The following is a 20,671-nucleotide window of genomic DNA, read 5'->3' on the forward strand; positions in this document are numbered from 1 at the left end:
AGCCCATCTGATGCGGCAGGTCGCTGCTCATCGTCACATGGGGCACCAGGTTCCAAGTATCCGCCTTGGCGTCGAATAAACCTTCGCTGCCCGCCAACAGAGGAATATCCTCCGAAGGAACCAGGGATTCGACGGAAGCGGAAGCCACGCGCAGAGCCTCGTGAATGCCGAGCTCCTGATGGTACGCGGTCTGTTCCGTTTCGGCGACCCACTCCCCGCCGTCATTGCGGCGGACCGGCTTCTTAAAGGGAGCTCCCCCGGCGGAGATCAAGCCGCCTCCCCGCTTAAGGAACGCCGCGATTGCTCCCCAGGCATCTTTCGGGAAGAAAGGCGCATGCAGATTGACGAACGCCCCGGGCCGCGCCTCGCGCAGCGCCTCGGCCAATTCGCCGGCGGAGACGATTTTGCCTGCCCCGGAAAGTAGGGCACGGGCTTCCGGCGACGGCACGCTTCCCGCGGACGGGAAAGACGGATCGCATAAGATGATGACGTCGGTCATAACAATCCCTCTTTCATCGCCTTGTAAACGAGCTGGGAGAACAGGCTGTTGGACCAGGCGAACCAGCTCCGAGTAAAGACGGAAGGATCGTCGGAGTGGAATCCTTCGTGCATAAAGCCCGTGTCCGCGTCCGTCGATTCCAGCAGGTCGATCATCGCCAGCTTCTCTTCGGCCGTCCCGGCCGTTAGACCTTGCATGGACAACGCCATATGCCAGATGTAGCCGTCCGGCGTATGCGGGCTTCCGATTCCTTTCGCCGCCTTGCCTTCGAAGTAGAACGGATTCTCCTTGCTCAGCGCGAATCTGCGCGTGTTCTGGTAGATGGGATCATCGGCTGACACGTAGCCCAAATACGGGATCGACATCAAACCCGGCGTGCCCGCGTCGTCCATGAGGCAGTAGTTGCCGAATCCGTCCGTCTCGTAAGCGTAGATCGGCCCGAATTCCGGATGGCGGTAGATGCCGTATAACGTAATGCCGTGCGCGACGTCCTCTTCCATCCTCTTGAGCTCCGCGAGCAGGTCCATGTCGCGGAATACCCATTCCGCGAATTCCTGCATCTGGCGCAGCGCCACGACCGCGAACATGTTGGCCGGCACGTTGTAATGGAAGTCGCAGGCATCGTCGCTGGAACGGAAGCCCGACCAGATCATGCCCGTGTAATTGACCGGCATGCCCATGCCGTCGCCGCGAAGCGAATCCGTCGGAATGCCGTTGTTGCGGGTGAAGCGGTACGGCGAAAGCTCCGCATGGCGCTGCTCCGTCTTCCACATGGCCAAAATCGAGCGGATCATCGCTTTGAACCCGCTGTCGAAAATGTCGGTCAGCCCCGTCGCCTTCCAATATTCGAACGCAAGACGGATCGTAAAGCAGGCGGAATCCAGCTCGAACTTGCGCTCCCACACCCATGGCCCCATGTCCGTGACATCCGTCGCGTTCCAATGCCAGTCGTTCGCCGTTTCGTTGAACGCGTTGGCGTAAGGATCGACTGCGATGTATTGCGCATGCCGTTTGATGAGGCCGCCGATAATGCGTTGAAGCTCCGGATCGTTGGCCGCGAGCGGCACGTAATGGATAACCTGCTCGACGGAGTCGCGCAGCCAGCACGCCGGGATATCGCCGGTAATGACGAATGTCGTGCCGTCGTCCAGCAGCTTCGTCGTCGTTTCCAGCGTATTCGGGAAACAATTAAGAAATTGCTTCAGCAGCTTCGGGCGATGCGCCAGCTTCTCGCGCGCTTCGTCCAGCACCTCTTGCACCGCCGCGGGAAGCGGAAGATGCGGCATGTTTATTTTTGGAAGTCGGAATTGTTCCATGTCTACGTAATCCTCCAATTGTCGTTATGATTCGGTAATTGAGTTATCGGCCGCTCCGCCTTACTCCTTTACAGCGCCGATGGTCAGGCCTTGGATGAAGTAACGCTGGAAGAACGGATACGCAAATACGATAGGACCCGTGGCCAGCACGACCATCGCCATCCGCGACGTATCCTGCGGCATGTCCTGCAGAATGCCCATGTTGATGGAGGCGTTCTGCGAGTTCTGCAAAATAAATTGCATGCTGTTCTCGATCCGCATCAGCATCGACTGCAGCGGCACTAAATTGGGATCGTCGATATACAGAAGCGCGTTGAACCAGTCGTTCCAGTAGCCCAGCGTATTAAACAGCGCGATCGTAGCGATGCCGGGAAGCGACAGCGGAAGTACGAGCCGGGCGAAAATGCCGAACTCGCCGGCGCCGTCGATTTTGCCGGATTCGATAATGGCTCCGGGCACCATCGTCGCGAAGAACGTTCGCATGATCATGATGTAGAAGGCGTTGACGAGCAGCGGCATCACAAGCGCCCAGATGGAGTTTTTGAGGCCCAGCAGCTGCGTCGCCACGATGTAAGTCGGCACGAGACCGCCGTTGAACAGCATCGTGAAGAAAGCGTAGAACGCGAAGAAATTGCGATATTTAAACGACTTGCGCGAGATCGCATACGCGAACAAAGTCGTAATGACCAAACTGATCAGCGTGCCCAGGACGGTTACAAGAATCGTGACGCCATAGGAACGCAGTAACTGGTCGCCGGTCTGAAAGACGTATTTGTAGGCTTCCAGGCTGAGTTTTTCCGGGAACACGCTGTAGCCGTTCATGGCCAGCGTGCTTTCATCCGTAAAAGAGATGATGGTAACGAACAGGAACGGGAATACGCACAAGAAAGCAACGATTCCCGCGATGAAGTTGAAGATGATATTCCACCCTGTCGACAGTCTTGTGAAGTCGCGGGGTTTCTTGTTGGTTTTAATCACGGCGATTGCTCCTCTCCCTTAGAATAAGGCGTTGTCCTTGTCGAATCGGCGTACGATGGCGTTGGATGTAACGACGAGTATAAAGCCGATCAGCGATTGGTAAAGTCCCGCCGCCGTGCTCATGCCGATCTCCCCGGTTGCCTTGAGGCCGCGATAGACGTAAGTGTCGATAACGTTGGTCACGGAATACAGCGGTCCGGAATCGCGAGGCACTTGGTAGAACAAGCCAAAGTCTGCGTAGAAGATTTTGCCTATGGCAAGCAAAGTCAAAATAATGATCAGCGGCTTCAGCATCGGTATGGTGACGTTGCGTATCTGCTGCCACTTGTTCGCGCCGTCGATCATCGCCGCTTCGTAGAGCGACCGGTCGATGCCCATAATTGCAGCCAGGTAAACGACGCTGTTGTAGCCGACAGCTTTCCACAGGAACACCACGACAAGTATGACCGGCCACCAGGTCGGATCGGAATACCAGTTGATGGGGTCGACTCCGAAGTTCGCCAGCACTTGGTTCAACACGCCGCGGTCGAGGCTCAGGAAGCTGAACACAAAGTAACCGACGATGATCCACGACAGGAAATAAGGCAGAAACATGCCCGTTTGATATACTTTCGCCAGCCGTTTGTTCGCGATTTCCGACAAGACGATCGCGAGACCGACCGACAGGATCAATCCGACCACGATAAAGAAGACGTTGTACAGCACCGTATTTCTCGTAATGATGTAAGCGTCGTTCGTGCTGAACAAAAATTTAAAATTGGTAAAACCTACCCAGTCGCTGTTTACGATGCTCGCCCAGAAGCCGTCGCGGCTTACTCGGTACTGCTTAAAGGCGATGACGAGTCCCGCCATGGGCAAATACGAAAAAAACAGAAACCAGAGCGATGCCGGCAGCACCATCAGCAGCATGGCCTTGTTGCGGTTCAAATCCTTGAAGAAGCGTCCGATAGCTCCCATGTCCACTCACTCCTTGTCATCCATAATGTGCTCCGCCCGACGCGGAAAGAAGGACGAATGCTGCCATCCGTCCTTTCTTTTTTCGTTATGCGAATTATCGAGTCGCTTTCCACTCGTCGACTTGACGCTGAATTTCGGCCAGGACGGTATCCAAACCCGCAGCTTTAAATTTCTCTATCGCTTTCGTCAGTTGTACGTCCGGATTTACGGTGCCCGTCATAAGAGCGGACCAATATTCTTCCTTGACGTTGGATACTGCCGCCAGCTCGGTTGTTACTTTGGAAGGATCGAAGTTGAAGCCGAGCAACGGAGCTTCCTTGCCTTGTTCGTTAAAGGTTTTGAACTCTTCCCATTTGTTTTCAGGATCGGTAGGGTTCAGGTAAGTCAGCATGACGTTGCCAAGAGAGAACGTCGGCATGTCGTAGTTTTTGGACTCGTCCAGGTTCTCCATCACGTTGTCGCCTGTTTTTTTGAAGTGAACGCCTTCGATGCCGGAATCCACCATGTTGCGAAGAACGGGATCGGTATTGAGCAGGTTCAGGAACTCCATCGCTTTCTCCGGGTATTCGGAGTTGGCGGAGATCGCCTGCATGGAGCCCATAACCGACCAGTTGTAGATCAGCGATTCGCTCTGAGGCGTGGAAACGACCGGGTAGCCGTAGCTTTGCGACCAGAGATTGTCGGCGAAAGGCTGCGTCGTCGCTTTGTCCGAGAACCATTTGCCCGTCGTTTGCATATCCGTCAGGGAATCCAGCGTAGCGGCTTCCGTCGGAATAAAGCCGGCATTGTAGTACTTGTGCATCGTTGTCAGAGCTTGCTTCATCTCCGGCGTTTCCAGCACGTTGATGACTTTGTAGTCGGTCGTGTCGAGTTTCACCGCGAACGGCATGTTCTCGATGATAAAGTCGTACGGCACGTAAGGCTTGTAGTTTTTGTCCACCGCGAGCGCCGCCGTGCCCGGCTCGTTGTCCTTGATCGTTTGCAGAAGAGGCTCGAGGCTCTCGAGCGTATACACGCCGTCCATGCTCAGATTGTATTTGTCGAGCAGGTTTTTGTTGAAGCGCCAAACTTCCTGCGCCGGAAGTTCCTTGTTGGCCGGGATGCCGTAGTTTTTGCCGTCGACCTTGGAGCCTTCGAGGAAGGCCGGGTCCAGCGTGTCTTTGATGCCTTTGCCGTATTCGTCGAGCAGGCTGCCGATTTCCAGGAACGCGCCTTTACGCGCATTCTGCACGTAATCGAACGCCCACGAGGACGTGAACATAATGTCCATCGGCTCGCCCGATGCCGTCATGACTTGCAGCTTCTGGGTGTAGTCGCCCCAGTCGATCATGTTCATCTTTACGGTTACGCCGATTTTCTCCGCCGTATATTTGCTAACTTCCTCCATGACGCGGTTAACGTCCTTCTGCGGCGTTCCGATCGTGTACCAGATCAGCTCCACCGGCTTTTCGGATCCGCTAGCGCTTTCATTTCCCTCGGATTTGCCGCATGCTCCAAGCACGAGCGAAGTCGCAAGCACAACCGCGGTCATCGGAAGCATTCTCTTTTTCAAGTTCCCCATTTTCGTCATTTCCTCCCTTGAATATGTCTATCTTGTCCGGCCGGATGGCCTACTACAACAGTACCGCATGAAAACAGTTACAAATAGGCGACTTATTAAACCTATCATCTCCAAAATAAACTTGGCTATTGCAAAAACATGTCTTTAAAAAGCGAGGAATGCTTTGCCGACTAGGAGAAAACCTCTGTCAAAGTCTATCGAAGATGTGCGACCTCCAGCTTTGAAAAGTAAAGCCTCTACGGAAGTATGAGGCGGGTTTACCGCCAACAATAATTTCAGATCCAAGACACGCTCGGAAACTTATAAATTTTCATGTGGTAAATAAGGGGGAAAACCCCCTTTAGTTGACTGCCCTTTCGTTTCTACGATGTGTTAGAGGGAAATTCTACCTCTAATTCATGTAGAATGGCGGATAAAAGCCAGTTGGATTAAGATTAAAGGGAAGATTTCCCTTTAAAGTAACAAACTCCAGTAAAAAAAAGCGAAATTAGAGGGTGATTTTCCCTTTATTCTCCGCATAACGAAGCGTCTTTCTATAGATACTATCCTGCATTGTCCTTTTTAATAAAGACAATATCGTCTCGGCCAAACGTATAGAGAGCAGGAGTAAGCACATATACACTATGTCAAGGTGAAACAACTGCCGCCGTCCTTTGGCGAAGCAGCAAGTTCACAAAAGCTTAAACTATACTCAGTACAGAAAACGGTGGAGGAAGCTCGAGGGACGGTAAGGCGACAAACAACTACATTCGACGGCACCATACCAGTAGAATCAATATAGTGGATTTTCCCACTACATTAGTTAGCTAAGGACAACTTCAGCTCATTATGGTGGATTTTCCCACTATTCTGAACAATTATGGCTAATTTGGGTGAATTATAGCGGACTATTCCACTTTATCAGACTGTTGTACCCGAATTCGGCTCAATATGGTGGATTTCTCCACTAAATTGAGCGATTTGACGGCTTTGGCAGCCCAGTTTTCGGTACCACCGACAAATTTGTGGCATAAGGCAGGCTTAATCGACAATAAGAAATTCGTTCTCGAGGACCGAAATCTTATACTCTAATTGTGGCAAAAAAAAGCTCCAAGCCTTTATTAAGCCTGGAGCAATGATTTGTATTCCGTCGGCGAAACGCCGACATGCTTTTTAAATTGCTTGTAGAAGTAGCCCATCTCCCAATACCCCACCATTCGGGCGATTTCGTTTACTTTGAGGGCGGGATTGCCCAGCAGCTCCTTGGCCCGTTCGATCCGGAAGCGGTTCAAGTATTCCGAGAAGCTGTCGCCCGTCTCCTTCTGGAACAGCCGTCCGAGGTAGACGGGATGGATGTTGTATTTGGCGCTTAGTGACTTCAGCGACAGCTCTTCCGCGCAATTCTCATGAATTTTGGCCAGAATCTGACCGATGACGGGACTTTTGGTGTCGCTGACAAGCGAATCTACCGCAATCTCCCCGATCTCTTTGACGATCGCCGTCATGGCTCCCAGCGTCTCCGCTCCCATCACTCTCCTCGCCGTATCTTCGCGTATAAGCTCCGTTTCCGTCGTTTTTTTGATGGCGCCAAGCTCCAGCTTCAAATGCAGGATCAGCTCCAAAGCCGCATTCTGAAGCCGCGACGGCGTCATGCCGGGGGCTTCGGCCAGCCTGGCGAAATCTTCGTCGATCTTCGCATGCATCCGGTCCGTCTCCTTTGCGGCAAGCAGCTTGGCGTAATCGCTCCAATCCAGCGACAACGACTTATCCGCCGACAGCAGATGGTTTGCCAGCGAAACATACTCCAGCAGCTCCAGCTTAGGATGGATAAACGCGAATTCCATCGCCTTCTTCGCTTGCTCGTAGCTATGCCCGGCTTGCTCTTCTCCCGATACGACATCGCCGATGGAGATTCGTATATCCTCGCCGGGCAGCGCCGAGTGAAGCAGATCCAGCAGCTCCCGAACGATCTTCTCGCCTTGTTCCGGATGCTCAGGAAACATGACGACGCCCGCCGTTCCATCTCTGTCGGTAAAGGGAATGCCTAAGCCATCCCGCTCCGCGAGACGATGGAGTTCCAGACGCAAGTCCTCCTTATGGAAGCTTCCCTCTCCCAGGGCAACCTGAATCCATTCCTTGTCGAGGTCCAAGCCAAGCATCTCGGCGCGTTCATGCAGCTCGCCCGGACCGATCTCGCCGCGCAGCCAACGGTTCACGATATTGTCGCGCAGCACTCCGATATCTTCCTGCAGCCAGTCCTGCGAACCTTTGATTCGACTGTCCAGCTTCTCGATGATCCCTTCCAGCGTTGCCTTTAGCTCGTGAAGATTAATGGGCTTCAGCAAATAATTTTCGATCCCGAGTCTCATCCCTTGCTTTAAATAATCGAAATCATTGAACCCGCTCAAAATAATGACGTGCAAATCGCGATAGATGGATCTGGCTTCGCGAATAAGCTCCAGACCGTTCATCACCGGCATGGAAATATCGGTGATGAGAATATCCGCGCGCATCTCGCGAAGCTTTTCCAGCGCGCTCCGTCCGTTCTCCGCCGTACCTACGATCTCCAGCTCGAAGCTGGACCAATCCAGAGCGTCGCGAAGACCCTCCAAAATAAAAGGTTCGTCATCTGTCAGGAATACTTCATACATGCAGCCCTTGCTCTCCTTTCCTGAAAGGGAATGCGAGCGTTACGCGCGCGCCTCCCTCGGACCGGTTAGCAACCGTCAGCCCGCCTTCCTCTCCGTACATCAACAGAATGCGCTCCCGCACGCTCCGAAGACCGAACGAACCTCCTTCGCCCTCTTCTTCTCTCTGATTCTGATACGATTCGATGGCTTTCAGTTTATCTTCCGGTACCCCTGTGCCGTTATCGCGCACTTCAATGACAACGTTCTCTTGGTCCGTATAGGCTTCGATCTCGATCAAATTATCGAAGCTGTCGTGCCGCATGCCATGCACGATGTAGTTCTCGATGACGGGTTGCAGCAGAAGCTTCACTGTCTCCGCGCTTCCCGTCCCCGGCTTCACCTTGATTTCATAGGCGAATTTGTCCTTATATCGGATCCGGAACAGTTCCAAATACAAACGGCACATTTCGATCTCGTCCTTGACGGTGTACACGGTCTTGTCCCGGACAACGCCGCGAAACAGCGCGGATAAGCTGTAAATCATCTCCGCCACGTCATCGGCCCCTTGGGACAATGCTCTCATCCGGATGACCTCCAGCGTATTGTATAGAAAATGCGGATTCACCCTGGCTTGAAGCGCCGCAAATTCCGTCCGTTTCTGGCGGATTTCGGCCTTGTAAACCCGATCAATGTAACGGGACAGCTCGTCCAGCATCTCGTTGAAGCTCCGGGCAATTTGTCCAAGCTCATCATCCTTCTCATCCGGAATACGCGGCGTCAGCTCCCCTTGCTCCACCTTGCGCATAAAGCGGATGATGTTGCCCGTCCGTTTCGCATAATTGACAACCAGCGCGCCGGGAAGCAATACGACGAAGACGATGCTCAAGGCGGCCGCCAGCAGGATCACGAGCCGAAATCCGCCGTACGCTTCCGACACCTCCGCTTTTGGAGCAATGCCGACGACGGTGTAACCGGCTTGGCTGTTCGTCAGTTTATTGACGTAAGCCCGCTCCTTCAGCTTCTCTTCCGCATCCAGCGATTGCAGAATATCCGCGTCAGGATGCCTTGCTCCGACGTATTTGCCGGAGGAGTCATACAAGACGACCCCTTCTGCGGACAACACGAGGATGGAGCCCTTCTGTTCTCCCCCTATTCGTCGCACGGTGCGTTCGATGGCGTCGTTCCGATAGAAAACAAGCAGTTGCCCGATGTTTTTGTAAGTATTTTTATCACTGATTGGAACTCTGAAGGAGATCAGACCGCTTGCGCGGGCGCTTAATCCCAGCTCCTTGAGAAGCCAGGCATTGGGGGGACCGACGGGCTGCGCGTCCAGCGACATCGCGTCGGGGATGTAGGAACGGGCGGCATGGGCTCCGATCAGCCTGGATTGCCCTTGCTGCTTGAACGCATAGAGAAATTGCCGATCCGTGCTGTACAGCAGCAAATGCTCGGCGCTGGGATGATCGTCGATCCAATTATCGAAATACGTCAGCACGTTGACGCCCTTTCCGCTCTGTTCGTAGAAGCTGTCGAGCTTATGCCGGATATATTCGTCAAAGGAATGCTGCAGCAGGAACGACGCATGATCGGCAAGCACCTGGTCCCGGTACAAATTCTCCACGGCAGCTTGAGCGGCCTCATACGTTCTGGTCATCTCTTCGCCAACGGCATCCATCGTTTTCTTCTGGTTATCCAGCACTTCCTCCACGACGGATTGAGACATGTAAGAATAAGCCCCGTATGCCAGCGTCACGATGGAGACGACCGCGATCAAAGCGAATAACAGAATCCATTTGCCGAATAAACTGTTCCGTATGCGCTTGCGGTAGAAATTTGCGAACACGTTAGCCCGCCCCCGGGGATTCGCTATCATATAAGAAAACACCGCTCTTTGAGCGGGAACTGACGAGACCTCTGTTCTTCAGGTGGAATAAATGCGCTAGCGTCTCGGCCATGGCAAAGCGCAGATTGTGCGGGTTATCCCGCAATCGCGCCCCGAACAAGTTTTCGCACAGCTCAAAAGCCGTCAATGGCTGCCGTGCCAGACGATTTCTCATCTCGGAAAGCCTGCGCTGGTGGAAGCTCTGCAATTCCGCAATTCGTTTTCGAAAACCGGCGAATGGATCTCGGTGGCCCGGCAAAGCCAGCTCAACGTCGTACTGCTCGAGATGCGCTAAACTTTCCAGGAAATCCGCGAGCGGATCGGCTTCCTCTCCCGGGACGACACTTACGTTTGGCGTTATTTGCGGCAGCACTTGATCGCCGCATATCATCCAACGTTTCGTTTGATCGTACAAGCACAGGGCTCCATACGCATGTCCGGGAGCGTCAATCAGCAGCCAATCCCTTTTCCCCAATGTCAGTTGGCCGCCTGCTTCGATATAGGTGACTCCGGGCTGTGGAGATACTTTCTCGACGAAGCTTTCCAAATTGAGCGCGATGCTCTGCATGAGTTCTCCCGGCATGCCGTGCGAGAGGAACAGGGCGGATAGCGCTTCCGCATACTCGCTGCTTCCTCCCCACAAACGCCTTGCATATCGATGAGAACGTTCCGTCATTAGGACTGGCGCGCCGCTCTTCTCCTGGATCGTTCCCGCTAATCCGTAATGATCCGGATGCTGATGCGTCAGGACGATCCGGGCGATCTGCTCCCATCCTATTCCACATGCCTGCAGCGCCTCTTCCCAAACACGCTCCGATTGTTCCGTTCGCAATCCCGGATCGATGATCGTATAGCTTGTTCCTTCCGGCACAATGTAGCTGTTGACCCACTTCAAGGAGAAGGGGAGCGGAACCTTCACACGTTTCCAGCCATCCGGCAATTCGGTTATGGTATCAATGTCTGTCATATTTGTTCTCCCTGCCATTGTCGTTCTAGCCGATTAAATCGGCATATATAAGCATTGTTCCCACTTCCGTCAATAAGCCCGCGGCATTGTTAATTATTGCTGGAGCGGACGAGACGGTCCGTCTGCCTCAGTTCCTCCAGGCTGGCTGCCCCAATACCGAACATGGCGGCTCTTAGCTCGAATTCGATCCGTCCAAATTGAGAGATCAGCCCCTCCACGGATTGCTCTCCCGCTTTGCTAGCCGCTTGAGGCAGCAAGGCCCGGCCGAAACCCGCGAGGTCGGCTCCCAGCGCGATCGCCTTTGCCGCGTCAACGCCGTTAAACAGTCCGCCGCTCGCGATTAGCGTGACATCCGGAAGCACGGTTCTAACCTCTGCGACGGAATCTGCCGTTGGGATGCCCCAGTCGGCAAAAGCTTCCGCGGCTTGACGTTTCATGTCATCCTTGCTCCGATATTTTTCGACCTGACTCCAGGAAGTGCCTCCTGCGCCTGCCGCGTCGATAAACGTTATGCCGGCGTCCTTAAGTCTAAGGGCCGTCGTCCCGTCGATGCCCCAGCCAACTTCCTTTACGCCTACAGGCACCTGCAGCGTCCGGCAAACCTCTTCGATCTTAACCAGCAATCCTCGGAAATCCGTGTTTCCCTCCGGCTGGAACACCTCCTGCATGCTGTTAAGATGCAGCACTAGCGCATTGGCTTCCGCCATATCCACCGCTCTGCGGCATGCTTCCGCACCGAAGCCGTAATTGAGCTGAACCGCTCCCAAGTTCGCGATGATCGGCACCGTAGGCGCCTCGGAGCGAATGCGGAATGTCGCCGCAAGCTCCTCCTTCTCAATGGCGGCGCGCATGGAGCCGAGTCCTATCGCCCAGCCGCGCGCCTCGGCTGCCACGGCCAATCGCCGATTGATGGCGCCCGTCGCATCACTTCCTCCGGTCATAGAGCTGACAAGCAGCGGCGCGCGAAGCGGCGCGCCGAACAGCTCCGTTTCCAATCGGATGTCGTCCAAGCTCAGTTCCGGCAGCGCGTTATGCCGGAAGCGGTAATTCTCGAAGCCCGTCCGCACGCCCATTCCGCTCACGTCTTCCTGCAGGCAAATTCGGATGTGTTCTCCCTTGCGTGCCGAAGTCGCGTCTTGACCGCCCCGTTGTTGATCCGTCACGATGCTTTCCCCCTGTTAATCAACGATTTCACGATTTTCGCGCCTGGACAGCACAGTCCGCGCTTTCGTTTTAGCATAACATAATTTGTCCTCGTATGCTCCTGAGGGTGATCACTGTTCTTCGACAATGAAGTCCTTCAGTTCTGTTTTTTGATTTTTTCAATCATTTATTTGTTTCATGCAATCATTTTCATTGTGTTATTCTTTAGAATCATATACACTTAAATTAGTAGATTAAACAGAACAAGATCTTGACCTGGAGGGATATTTCATATGAAGATTCATGTTTTCGACACCTCGGAGCAATTGGACCGGTTCGCCGCCGACCTGTTTATCGATTTGATTAAGTCCAAGCCTGATGCCGTACTGGGATTGGCGACGGGATCGACACCTGTCGGCATTTATGCCAAAATAGTAGAACAAGCCAAACAACAAAACATAAGCTTCGGCGGAGTAACGACGTATAATCTGGACGAGTACGTCGGTCTCACTCCGGACAACGATCAAAGCTACGCTTATTATATGAATCAACATCTCTTCTCCCACATTGATATTTCGCCGGAGCGCACCCATCTGCCGAACGGCATGGCGAGCGATCCGCAAGCGGAGTGCGCGCGTTACGAAGCTATGCTCGAAGAACGCCATGCCGATATTCAACTGCTCGGTCTCGGCCATAACGGGCATATTGGATTTAACGAGCCTGACTCGGCTTTGTCCGCCGGCACGCATGTCGTGAAGCTAAAGAACGAGACGCGCGAAGCCAATGCGCGCTTCTTCGCTTCCATGGACGAAGTGCCTGCCGCTGCGTTTACAATGGGCGTTGGTTCCATATTGAAGGCGAATACGATTCTGCTGGTTGTTCGCGGCGCGGAGAAGGCAAGCATCGTCAAGGAGGCATTAACAGGCCCCGTTTCGACACAAGTGCCCGCCTCCTTGCTGCAGACTCATCCGCGCGTAATCGTGCTGCTGGATCGGGAAGCAGGAAGGATGCTGGTATAGATGACGACCGCAGACGAACGTTTCATCATTAATCATGTGACAATCGTGCTGGAGGACGAAGTGACGGAAGGTTATCTTGCCGTAGAGAACGGAGAGATCGCTGCCATCGGCAGAGAGGCGGATTGCCTTGCGGGACGCGAGGGCTGGAACGTAATCGACGGCGGAGGAGGCATACTTCTTCCGGGATTCATCGATCTTCACGTTCACGGCGGATTTGGCGGCGACTTTATGTATGCCAGCCGCGAGAGCTTCGACAAAATTACCGCCTTCCACGCAAGACATGGCACGACCGGCATGCTGGCGACGACGATGACCGCCAGCAAGGAAGCTATCGACGCCGTTCTGGAGGCCGTAGCGGAATACAGATTGCACGGCATGGCCCATACCCCTCTGATCGGCGTCCATCTCGAAGGACCGTTTATAAGCGAGAAGTGGCCTGGCGCCCAGAACCCCGCCTTCATTCGAGATCCGCAGTTGCCTTGGCTGCAGGAATGGTCGGAACGTTATCCGGGTCTCGTCAAGCTGGTGACGCTTGCCCCGGAAAAAGACGGATCGCGCGAGGCCATCGCCTGGCTGGCAAGTCAAGGGATTATTGCATCAGCGGGACATACGGATGCGCTGTATGACGATGTAATCGGCGCGGCAAACGCCGGTCTCTCGCACGCGGTGCATACCTACAATGCAATGCGGGGTCTGCATCATCGCCAGCCGGGAACGCTTGGAGCCGTGTTGACGGATGACCGTATCCACGCTGAGCTTATTGCCGACGGCGAGCATGTTCATCCCGCGGCCATCAAGCTCATGCTGGCGGCCAAGCCAAAAAATCGCGTTATCCTGATCACGGACGCGATCGAAGCGGCTGGCATGCCGGACGGCGAATACGAGCTTGGCGGCCTGGCCGTTGCCGTGCAGGGTGGAACGGCCCGCCTTATCGAAGGCGGCGCGCTCGCGGGAAGCTCGCTGACGATGATATCAGCGTTCCGCTTTATGCTAAACGGCGGCTTCGGACTCAGCCTGAGCGATGTCAGCTCCATGTCCAGCGGCAACGCTGCGCGCGAGCTCGGCATCTACGACCGCACCGGTTCCATTGCCGCAGGCAAGCAAGCCGATCTGGTGCTGCTCGACTCTTCGCTCAACGTTACGCATACTTGGGCGGCTGGCCGCACGATTTATTCGGTCTAGCAGTAATAAGAAGCTTAGATTTTATCCATACAAAAGAGCCGAAGGGAATCATTAGATTCGCTTCGGCTCTTTTGATTAAAACGTATTATATACATTTTCGCATTCTTCCGCGGTCGGCTCATAAAAGCAGTGCTTCTTCCATCGTCCTGCTAACGGCTGATTATACCAGGTTGGCGGACATGGGCCGGGATTTTCGAACGTTCCTGGACGGAAATACCATAGGGAGAATTTACCTGGCCAATTCCGTTCCCCGTTTACAGACCGTTGCGCCAGACGTCGTTCCCTATCTCTTGCGCCTTGATAGTACATACCATGTTGCAAGGCTTCGAATGCATGAGGCTGGTTGATCATTTGCGGAATTGTCCGGATTTCTTTAAAATCGGAGCAATTCGCTCTTATTCGGTTAATACCGACATTTCCAACAAGGAGCATGCCCATCTCGCCTTCGGTTTCAGCTTCGGCGCGGAGCAACCTTGCCAACATATCAATATCCTGTTTCCTGGCTTTTACGACTGCCATTGGCTCACCTCTTTGTATTTCTAGACTCATCATATTATGGGTGAAGCGGAAGTGTTACCCTATCTGCGCCACTCCAATGTAAGCTTGCAACATTTTCCCAATACCTCTAGTCTGATTATATAAATGGATTCGAAGGTGGTTATCGGATGGTTTGCTCAGGTAAAAGTCGGTTTGTACGGCTAGCGAAGGTACTTATGATCGTTTGTTTATGCTTTCTGTTTGCCGCCGAGACAGAAATTCATGCTGAGAAGTCAGGGGTGCAACTCGAAAGCGCAAGCCTCGAAAGGATCGTTAGAATGGCTTTGCAAAAGCCCGAAGGCGAACTCACCCGGGAAGATATGGCGAGCCTGCGCTCGGTGGCAGGGTACAGGGTTACGAGCTTGAAAGGACTGGAGTACGCCGTCAATTTAAAAGAGCTTCGTATTATGAACGGGGATGTCAGCGATCTGAGTCCGCTCTCGGGACTCCGCCAACTACAGAACATTTCCTTGTACGACAATAAAATATCGGATCTTAGCCCGCTACGGGAGCTTAACCATGTTGCTCACCTGGACTTATCCATGAATAAAATAACCGATATAACATCGTTACAATCCATGACGGCTCTTAAAACGTTGGACCTGTCGGTAAATTTTGTAGCCGATCCGAAGCCGTTAAACGCTTTGACGAAGCTGGTGAGTCTGGACTTGAGCGATAATTTCATTGCGGATTTTAGCGGATTGCAGGACATGACTGAACTCGAATATTTAAATGCAAACGGGAACCTGTTCACGGATTTATCCCCGTTCGGACATCTCGATGCATTGCTTACGCTTAACGTTACCAACAATAAAGTGAAGGACCTGACACCAGTACAGCAACTTAAGTTTTTAAGTGTCGAGATATCCAATACGGATATAACAGATCTTTCACCCCTGGAAATGATGAGCACATTAAAAGTCATTTACGGCGCGAATACGTTGCTCTTAAACGAACGATCGAAACAATTTATTGAAAAATTTAAAGCAGTAGGAAATTCGGTGTATCCGGATAACCCCTATACGTCGCCAAAGGTGTTCATCAATCAGGAGGTTCAAATGTTCCCGGTTCGCCCGATTCAGAATAAGGGAAGAGTTATGGTCCCGCTGCGTGCGTTATTGGAGTGGATCGGCGCTGAATTTATATGGGATGGAAAGACCAGACAGGTCGCTATGAGCTATAAGGGTTCGGAAATCATTTTAACCATCGATTCCAATGAAATGCTCGTAAATGGCAAGAAACGGAAAATGGATGCTAAACCTTACATCGAGGATGGGTACACGATGGTTCCTATTCGATTTGTAGTCGAATCGTTTGGTTTCAATCTGGAGTGGGACGGCAAACGAAGATGGGTCATGCTGTCAGTAAATTAAAGTTTGGTCGCGGCCTCCATCTTGGGCATCGTTAAAGTTACCGTTGTTCCTTCCCCCGCCGCGCTTTCGATCCGCAAGCCGTATTCGTTGCCGAAGCTGTAACGGATGCGCTCGTTTACGTTGGAGATGCCGATGTTGGACAACCTGCCTTCGGGCGACGACTCCCTCCCCTGAAGCAAATGCTCGACGGTATGCTGCGCCATTCCTTTGCCGTTATCCGCGACCGTGATGCGAAGCAGCTCGTCCTCCGACTGGCACCTGATCGTAATGAGCAAGTCGTAATCGATGCCGTCTTGGGCGTGAATGATCGCATTCTCTACAATGGGCTGAAGAATAAACTTCGGCGCCAGGCAGGTCTCCACGCCCGCTTCGACCTCCACTGCGACGTCAAAGGTCGAGCCATAGCGGATTTTTTGAATTTCGACGTAATTGTCAATATTGCGGAGTTCTTCCTGGATCGTGACGTATTCCTTTTTATCGACGATCGTGTTTCTAAGCAGCTCGGCAAGCGCGCTTAACCCGACGCTGACGCTCTCCGCCTGGCTGAGCTGAGCCGTCCATTTCAACGAATTCAGCGTGTTGAACAGAAAGTGGGGGTTAATCTGCGCCTGCAGCATCTGCAACTCGACCTCTCGCTTCTGCTGCTGTTCCAGCTTCGTCTGCTCCAGAAGCCCATTGACGGTATCCACCATAACGTTGAATTTATCCGACAAATAACCGATTTCGTCCTTGCCGGGGTCGGAGATAGACGTATTTAAATTGCCTCTGATGATCCGCGAAGTCTGCTCTACGAGCGCAGTCAGCGGCCGATAGATGGAATTGGATATCAAAAGCGCAAAGGTTAACGACACGACGACAAGCACGCCGCTGAGCAAGAGAATGTTCCGCTGGATGCTGCGCGTCTCCAAATTCAAATAAGCGTCAGGGATCGTGCTCACCAGATACCAGCCGGAATAGATGTCGAATCCATAGGCGACGAGATGAGTTCCGCCGCTAACCTCGGCTTGGAACACGCCTTCGCTTCTCGCCTCATGCTCGCGGATAAGCGGAATCAATTCGGCGTCGGGATAGGGAGCGTGCAAAAGAATTTCGGTGTTGCGGCTGGAGACGACGTTGCCGTTGCCGTCCAGTATAAACAGATCCGTGCCGGTTCCCATATCGACGTCCGCGTACAGTTGCTGCGAGTACAAAGGTTCGCTGATGCTGACGTAAATATAGCCAAGCGGCTTGTTCCAATCTTCGAGCGAATTGATTTTGCGGGCGATGACAAGGCAGGGCTCGCCCTGCTCCGTCGAAACGTAGGACCACTGATCGCTTCCGTCCGCTTGGTCGATTAGCGTGGCAAGCCTTGCGAATTCGGCTTCGCCGATGGAGCTGTAGCCCATATCGTAAATGACGGTCTCTTGTGTGGAGACGATCCTCACGTTCTTAATATTTTGGAGCAGTTCCAATTGATCGCTGAGCAATGTATTGATGTAGACGTTCATATCGCGTTTGGCGAATTCGTCGAGCGACTCGTACGACGTCGCGTATTGCTGGACGCGCGCATTAAGCATAATGGAATCGCTGAGCCCGATATACTTCCGGTTTTCGAGCTGTACGTTTTTGAGCAGTTGCTTCATGATTTCCGCCGAATAGGTGCTGATCTTCGATTCGATCGCTTCGCTGGTTTTGAGATAAGAGTAGATGCCGGACAACAAGATCGGCACCGTCGTCAGCAAAAGGAGCGCAAAGATAAGCCGCGATTTGATTTTCGTATTCCGAAGCAGTCGGTACCATCCACTTACCCATCGCATGCCGCTCATCCTCCCGGCCAGACTCTCATCCAGACTCTCGATTCCTCACTCTCCCGTTGCGCGATTCGCGGGAATGGCCTTATAGTACAAGTAAATGGCAGAACCGTCAATCATCCCATACTGGAGGTCATGCGTCGTGATACGGAAAATATCGATCGGCCTGTTCTGTGTTTTTTTCTTAGTAACATTGACAGCCTGCAAGCTGGGAGTCTCTCATGAACCTGCTCCCGAAACCGTCAAAAATGCCTCGACCGGCTTCTCGAACAAGGCGTTGACCATAGCGGTATTTGAAGGCGCTTACGGCAAATCCTATTGGGAGGAGGTCGTAAAGCGGTTCGAAGCCGACTATCCCGGCGTGCGGGTCAATATTATCGCCAACCCCAAAATCATGGACGTCATCAAGCCGATGAACATCGCCGGCAATCCCCCCGACTTCCTGTACGCGCCGTTTACGGAGAGCACCAACATGGTGCGGAGCATGATCGGCAGCCGATCGTTTTTGGATTTGACGGGACTGTTCGACAGCCCCGCGCTTGGACAAGACGTGCCGCTTAAAGGGATCATGATGGACGGCATTCTGGATTACGCCAGACCCTATGGGGATGGAAAAGTTTATATGGCCCCCAACTATGTAACGACTGAGGGATTATGGTACAACAAAGCTCTCTTTAAGGAGAAGGGGTGGTCGCCTCCCCGCACTTGGGACGAATTCTGGGCGCTGGGCGAGGCGGCGAGCAGCGAAGGCATCGCCTTGTTCACTTATCCGGGCGTCTACCCGGGGTACATCGGCTCCATGCTCTGGTCCTCCATCGCGTCGGAGAGCGGGGTTGCGGGGATCGAAGCCATTATGAACTACGAGAAAGGCTCCTTCGGCACGCCGGAGGTCAAGCGCGTCCTCGAGCTCTTCGAGAAGATGGCCGACACGGGCGCGCTGATGCCCGGCACGGTCGCCCTTAACCATACTCAGGCGCAGTCCGAATTTCTGAAAAACAAAGCGCTGTTTATCCCGAACGGCAGCTGGTTGGAGGGCGAAATGAAGGATATTTCCCGCGCGGAGGGATTCGAATTCGGCTTCCTGCTCACGCCGACCTTCGAGCCGGACGACCCGCAATTTGCCCGGATCAGCTTCGAAGCGATGTTTATCCCGGAGAAAGCCAAAAACAAGGAGCTCGCGATGGAGTTTATCAAATATCAGTATCGGGACGACATCATTCGGCTAAACGCCGAGAAATCGACTGGCGTTATCGCCGTACGGAGCGGAGCCGAGCTCGCCAAGGACTCGCTGCCCGCCTCCGTGTACGACTCCGCGACGGTGTTCGAGCGCGGCGTCCAGCCGTTTCTATTCGAATGGAGGGTGACGCCGCCGACGCCTTTTAGCATCAACGACGAGGTGTTTAACCCGATCAATACGGTGATGAAAGGAGACATGTCGGTCGACCAGTGGATCGACCACGTCGAGAAGACGTTCGCCAGGCTCAGGGATTTGTTGGACAAAGTGAAGTAACTTCGCATCGCCGATCCGGCGCCAACTTGTTGGCGTCTTTTTTATGCAATCTGTTCAAGATCGTCAAGGTACTGTTCAAGATCGTGCATGTACCGACTGCGGCGGCGGGCGATATACTTACGACAAAAGGAGGAGTCACCCATGAAAAAAACGGCAATCGCATCGCTAACGCTGGCCGCGGCCCTTACGCTCGCCGCATGCTCCGGCAACAATGCAGGAACGAACAACAACGTCAGCCCTTCCCCCGCGGGTGCGGACCCTAGCCCGGCCCCAACTGAGAATACGGACAATGGAGGGTCCAAGCTGTCCGGAGATGTCGTGTTCTGGTCCATGTGGAGCGACACGGAGCCGCAGGCCAAAGTCATCCAAACGGCAGTCAAGGCATTTGAGACGGCCAATCCAGACGTAAAGGTCAACGTCAAATTTACGGGGCGCGAAATCAATAAGCTGATTAAGCCGGCGCTGGACGGAGGCGAAGCAATCGATATTTTCGAAGGGGATCCCGCCAACGCCATAAGCAGCCTCAAGGACCACTTGCTTAAGCTGGACGAATATGTAGGCCAGCCATCGATCGGCATGGACGGCAAAACGGTGGAGCAATCCTTGCTGCCGAGCCTCATGAGCTGGACCAAGTCGTTGTCGGTTGCGGCGGGTCTCGAAGAAGGCTACTACGCCCTGCCGCAGCAGCCTTTCGCGGTGCTGTTCTTCTACAACAAAGAAGTGTTCGAGAAAGCCGGAGTAACTACGCCTCCGACGACTTGGGATGAATTTATGAGCGCGAATGAAAAAATCAAACAATCCGGCGTCGATCCCATCACCTTCGACGATGCATACCGCGACCTGTTTATCGGCGGTTACCTCAGCAGCGCTATGGGCCACGAATGGGTCGATCAACTCGTAAACGACAAAACCGGCGACATGTGGAAGGATCCCATCGTTCTCCAGTTTGCGAACGACATTGTAACGATGCGCGAGAAAGGTTACTTCTCCAAGAAGATCGCCGGCAGCAAGTACCCGGCCGGGCAGCAAGATCTGGTGCTTGGACAATCCGCCGCCTATCTCAACGGCACCTGGCTGCCGAACGAAGTGTCCGCGACCGCTGGCCCGGACTTCAAGTGGGGGGCGTTCCAATTCCCTACAATCCCTAACGGCAACGGCAAGGGCGGTCATAAGGAGCTGACCTTCGGCGCTCAGGCGTTAATGTTGAACAAAAAAAGCGGCAACAAAGAGGCGGCGATGGAGCTGATCAAATATTTGATCGGCAAATCCGCTCAAGAAGGCATGGTCCAGCAAGCGCAGGCGATTCCCGCCACGGTCGACACCGAGTGGCCGGCCGCGCTCGCAGAAG

At 53.5% G+C, this 20,671-nt stretch carries 15 protein-coding genes and 1 pseudogene; 5 read left to right on the top strand and 11 right to left on the bottom strand.

All coding sequences use genetic code 11. From position 1 onward, the window contains the following. From PAT3040_RS16995 to fni, 9 genes and pseudogenes are all read right to left on the bottom strand, one after another. Positions 1 to 499, bottom strand: a pseudogene (locus PAT3040_RS16995) (glycoside hydrolase); the annotation flags it as partial. Continuing rightward, the gene (locus PAT3040_RS17000; RefSeq protein ID WP_108993656.1) at positions 496 to 1,815 is read right to left on the bottom strand and encodes a glycoside hydrolase family 125 protein; all 1,320 of its coding nucleotides are present in this window, start codon (positions 1,813 to 1,815) and stop codon (positions 496 to 498) included. The pseudogene PAT3040_RS16995 and the gene PAT3040_RS17000, both read right to left, overlap by 4 nt. A gap of 60 nt (positions 1,816 to 1,875) precedes the next feature. Continuing rightward, a complete protein-coding gene (locus tag PAT3040_RS17005; RefSeq protein ID WP_246608558.1) occupies positions 1,876 to 2,793 on the bottom strand; it encodes a carbohydrate ABC transporter permease in 918 nt (305 codons plus the stop codon). A gap of 18 nt (positions 2,794 to 2,811) precedes the next feature. Continuing rightward, complete coding sequence (locus PAT3040_RS17010) at positions 2,812 to 3,750, bottom strand: ABC transporter permease (RefSeq protein ID WP_087566580.1); 939 nt, start codon at positions 3,748 to 3,750, stop codon at positions 2,812 to 2,814. A 94-nt stretch (positions 3,751 to 3,844) separates the two neighbouring features. After that, positions 3,845 to 5,311, bottom strand: a complete 1,467-nt coding sequence (locus tag PAT3040_RS17015) for an ABC transporter substrate-binding protein (protein ID WP_108993657.1) — start codon at positions 5,309 to 5,311, stop codon at positions 3,845 to 3,847. Positions 5,312 to 6,411: 1,100 nt separating this feature from the next. After that, on the bottom strand, positions 6,412 to 7,941 hold the full coding sequence (locus tag PAT3040_RS17020) for a response regulator transcription factor (RefSeq protein ID WP_108993658.1): 1,530 nt from the start codon (positions 7,939 to 7,941) through the stop codon (positions 6,412 to 6,414). Then, positions 7,934 to 9,763 (bottom strand): sensor histidine kinase, encoded by a 1,830-nt coding sequence (locus tag PAT3040_RS17025; protein WP_181376674.1) that lies wholly within the window; start codon positions 9,761 to 9,763, stop codon positions 7,934 to 7,936. The genes PAT3040_RS17020 and PAT3040_RS17025 overlap by 8 nt, the downstream gene beginning before the upstream one ends. A 1-nt stretch (position 9,764) precedes the next feature. Continuing rightward, entirely contained in the window at positions 9,765 to 10,769 is a 1,005-nt protein-coding gene (locus PAT3040_RS17030) for an MBL fold metallo-hydrolase (protein WP_258235010.1), read from the bottom strand. 89 nt (positions 10,770 to 10,858) lie between these two features. Beyond that, positions 10,859 to 11,935, bottom strand: a complete 1,077-nt coding sequence (fni, locus tag PAT3040_RS17035) for a type 2 isopentenyl-diphosphate Delta-isomerase (RefSeq protein WP_373863953.1) — start codon at positions 11,933 to 11,935, stop codon at positions 10,859 to 10,861. A gap of 270 nt (positions 11,936 to 12,205) precedes the next feature. On the opposite strand from fni, the gene nagB reads away from it, so the two are divergent. Both nagB and nagA read left to right on the top strand, forming a co-directional pair. Continuing rightward, complete coding sequence (gene nagB / locus PAT3040_RS17040) at positions 12,206 to 12,931, top strand: glucosamine-6-phosphate deaminase (protein WP_108993661.1); 726 nt, start codon at positions 12,206 to 12,208, stop codon at positions 12,929 to 12,931. After that, on the top strand, positions 12,932 to 14,113 hold the full coding sequence (gene nagA / locus PAT3040_RS17045) for an N-acetylglucosamine-6-phosphate deacetylase (protein WP_108993662.1): 1,182 nt from the start codon (positions 12,932 to 12,934) through the stop codon (positions 14,111 to 14,113). 75 nt (positions 14,114 to 14,188) lie between these two features. Here the strand turns inward: nagA and PAT3040_RS17050 are convergent, their stop codons facing one another. Beyond that, positions 14,189 to 14,632 (bottom strand): cell wall hydrolase, encoded by a 444-nt coding sequence (locus PAT3040_RS17050; RefSeq protein WP_087566587.1) that lies wholly within the window; start codon positions 14,630 to 14,632, stop codon positions 14,189 to 14,191. 296 nt (positions 14,633 to 14,928) lie between these two features. Between PAT3040_RS17050 and PAT3040_RS17055 the strand changes: the two genes are divergently transcribed. Continuing rightward, positions 14,929 to 16,023, top strand: a complete 1,095-nt coding sequence (locus PAT3040_RS17055) for a stalk domain-containing protein (RefSeq protein ID WP_181376675.1) — start codon at positions 14,929 to 14,931, stop codon at positions 16,021 to 16,023. Here the strand turns inward: PAT3040_RS17055 and PAT3040_RS17060 are convergent. Next, entirely contained in the window at positions 16,020 to 17,819 is a 1,800-nt protein-coding gene (locus PAT3040_RS17060) for a cache domain-containing sensor histidine kinase (RefSeq protein WP_181376676.1), read from the bottom strand. The two genes, PAT3040_RS17055 and PAT3040_RS17060, sit on opposite strands and share 4 nt — an antisense overlap. Before the next feature lie 136 nt (positions 17,820 to 17,955). Here PAT3040_RS17060 and PAT3040_RS17065 point away from each other — a divergent pair, with 136 nt between their 5' ends. Both PAT3040_RS17065 and PAT3040_RS17070 read left to right on the top strand, forming a co-directional pair. Continuing rightward, a complete protein-coding gene (locus tag PAT3040_RS17065; RefSeq protein WP_181376677.1) occupies positions 17,956 to 19,323 on the top strand; it encodes a carbohydrate ABC transporter substrate-binding protein in 1,368 nt (455 codons plus the stop codon). A gap of 141 nt (positions 19,324 to 19,464) precedes the next feature. Continuing rightward, the coding region (locus tag PAT3040_RS17070) for an ABC transporter substrate-binding protein (RefSeq protein ID WP_181376678.1) at positions 19,465 to 20,671 on the top strand (1,207 nt) is incomplete at its 3' end.

Source organism: Paenibacillus agaridevorans (assembly GCF_003112455.1).
GTDB classification, from domain to species: domain Bacteria; phylum Bacillota; class Bacilli; order Paenibacillales; family Paenibacillaceae; genus Pristimantibacillus; species Pristimantibacillus agaridevorans.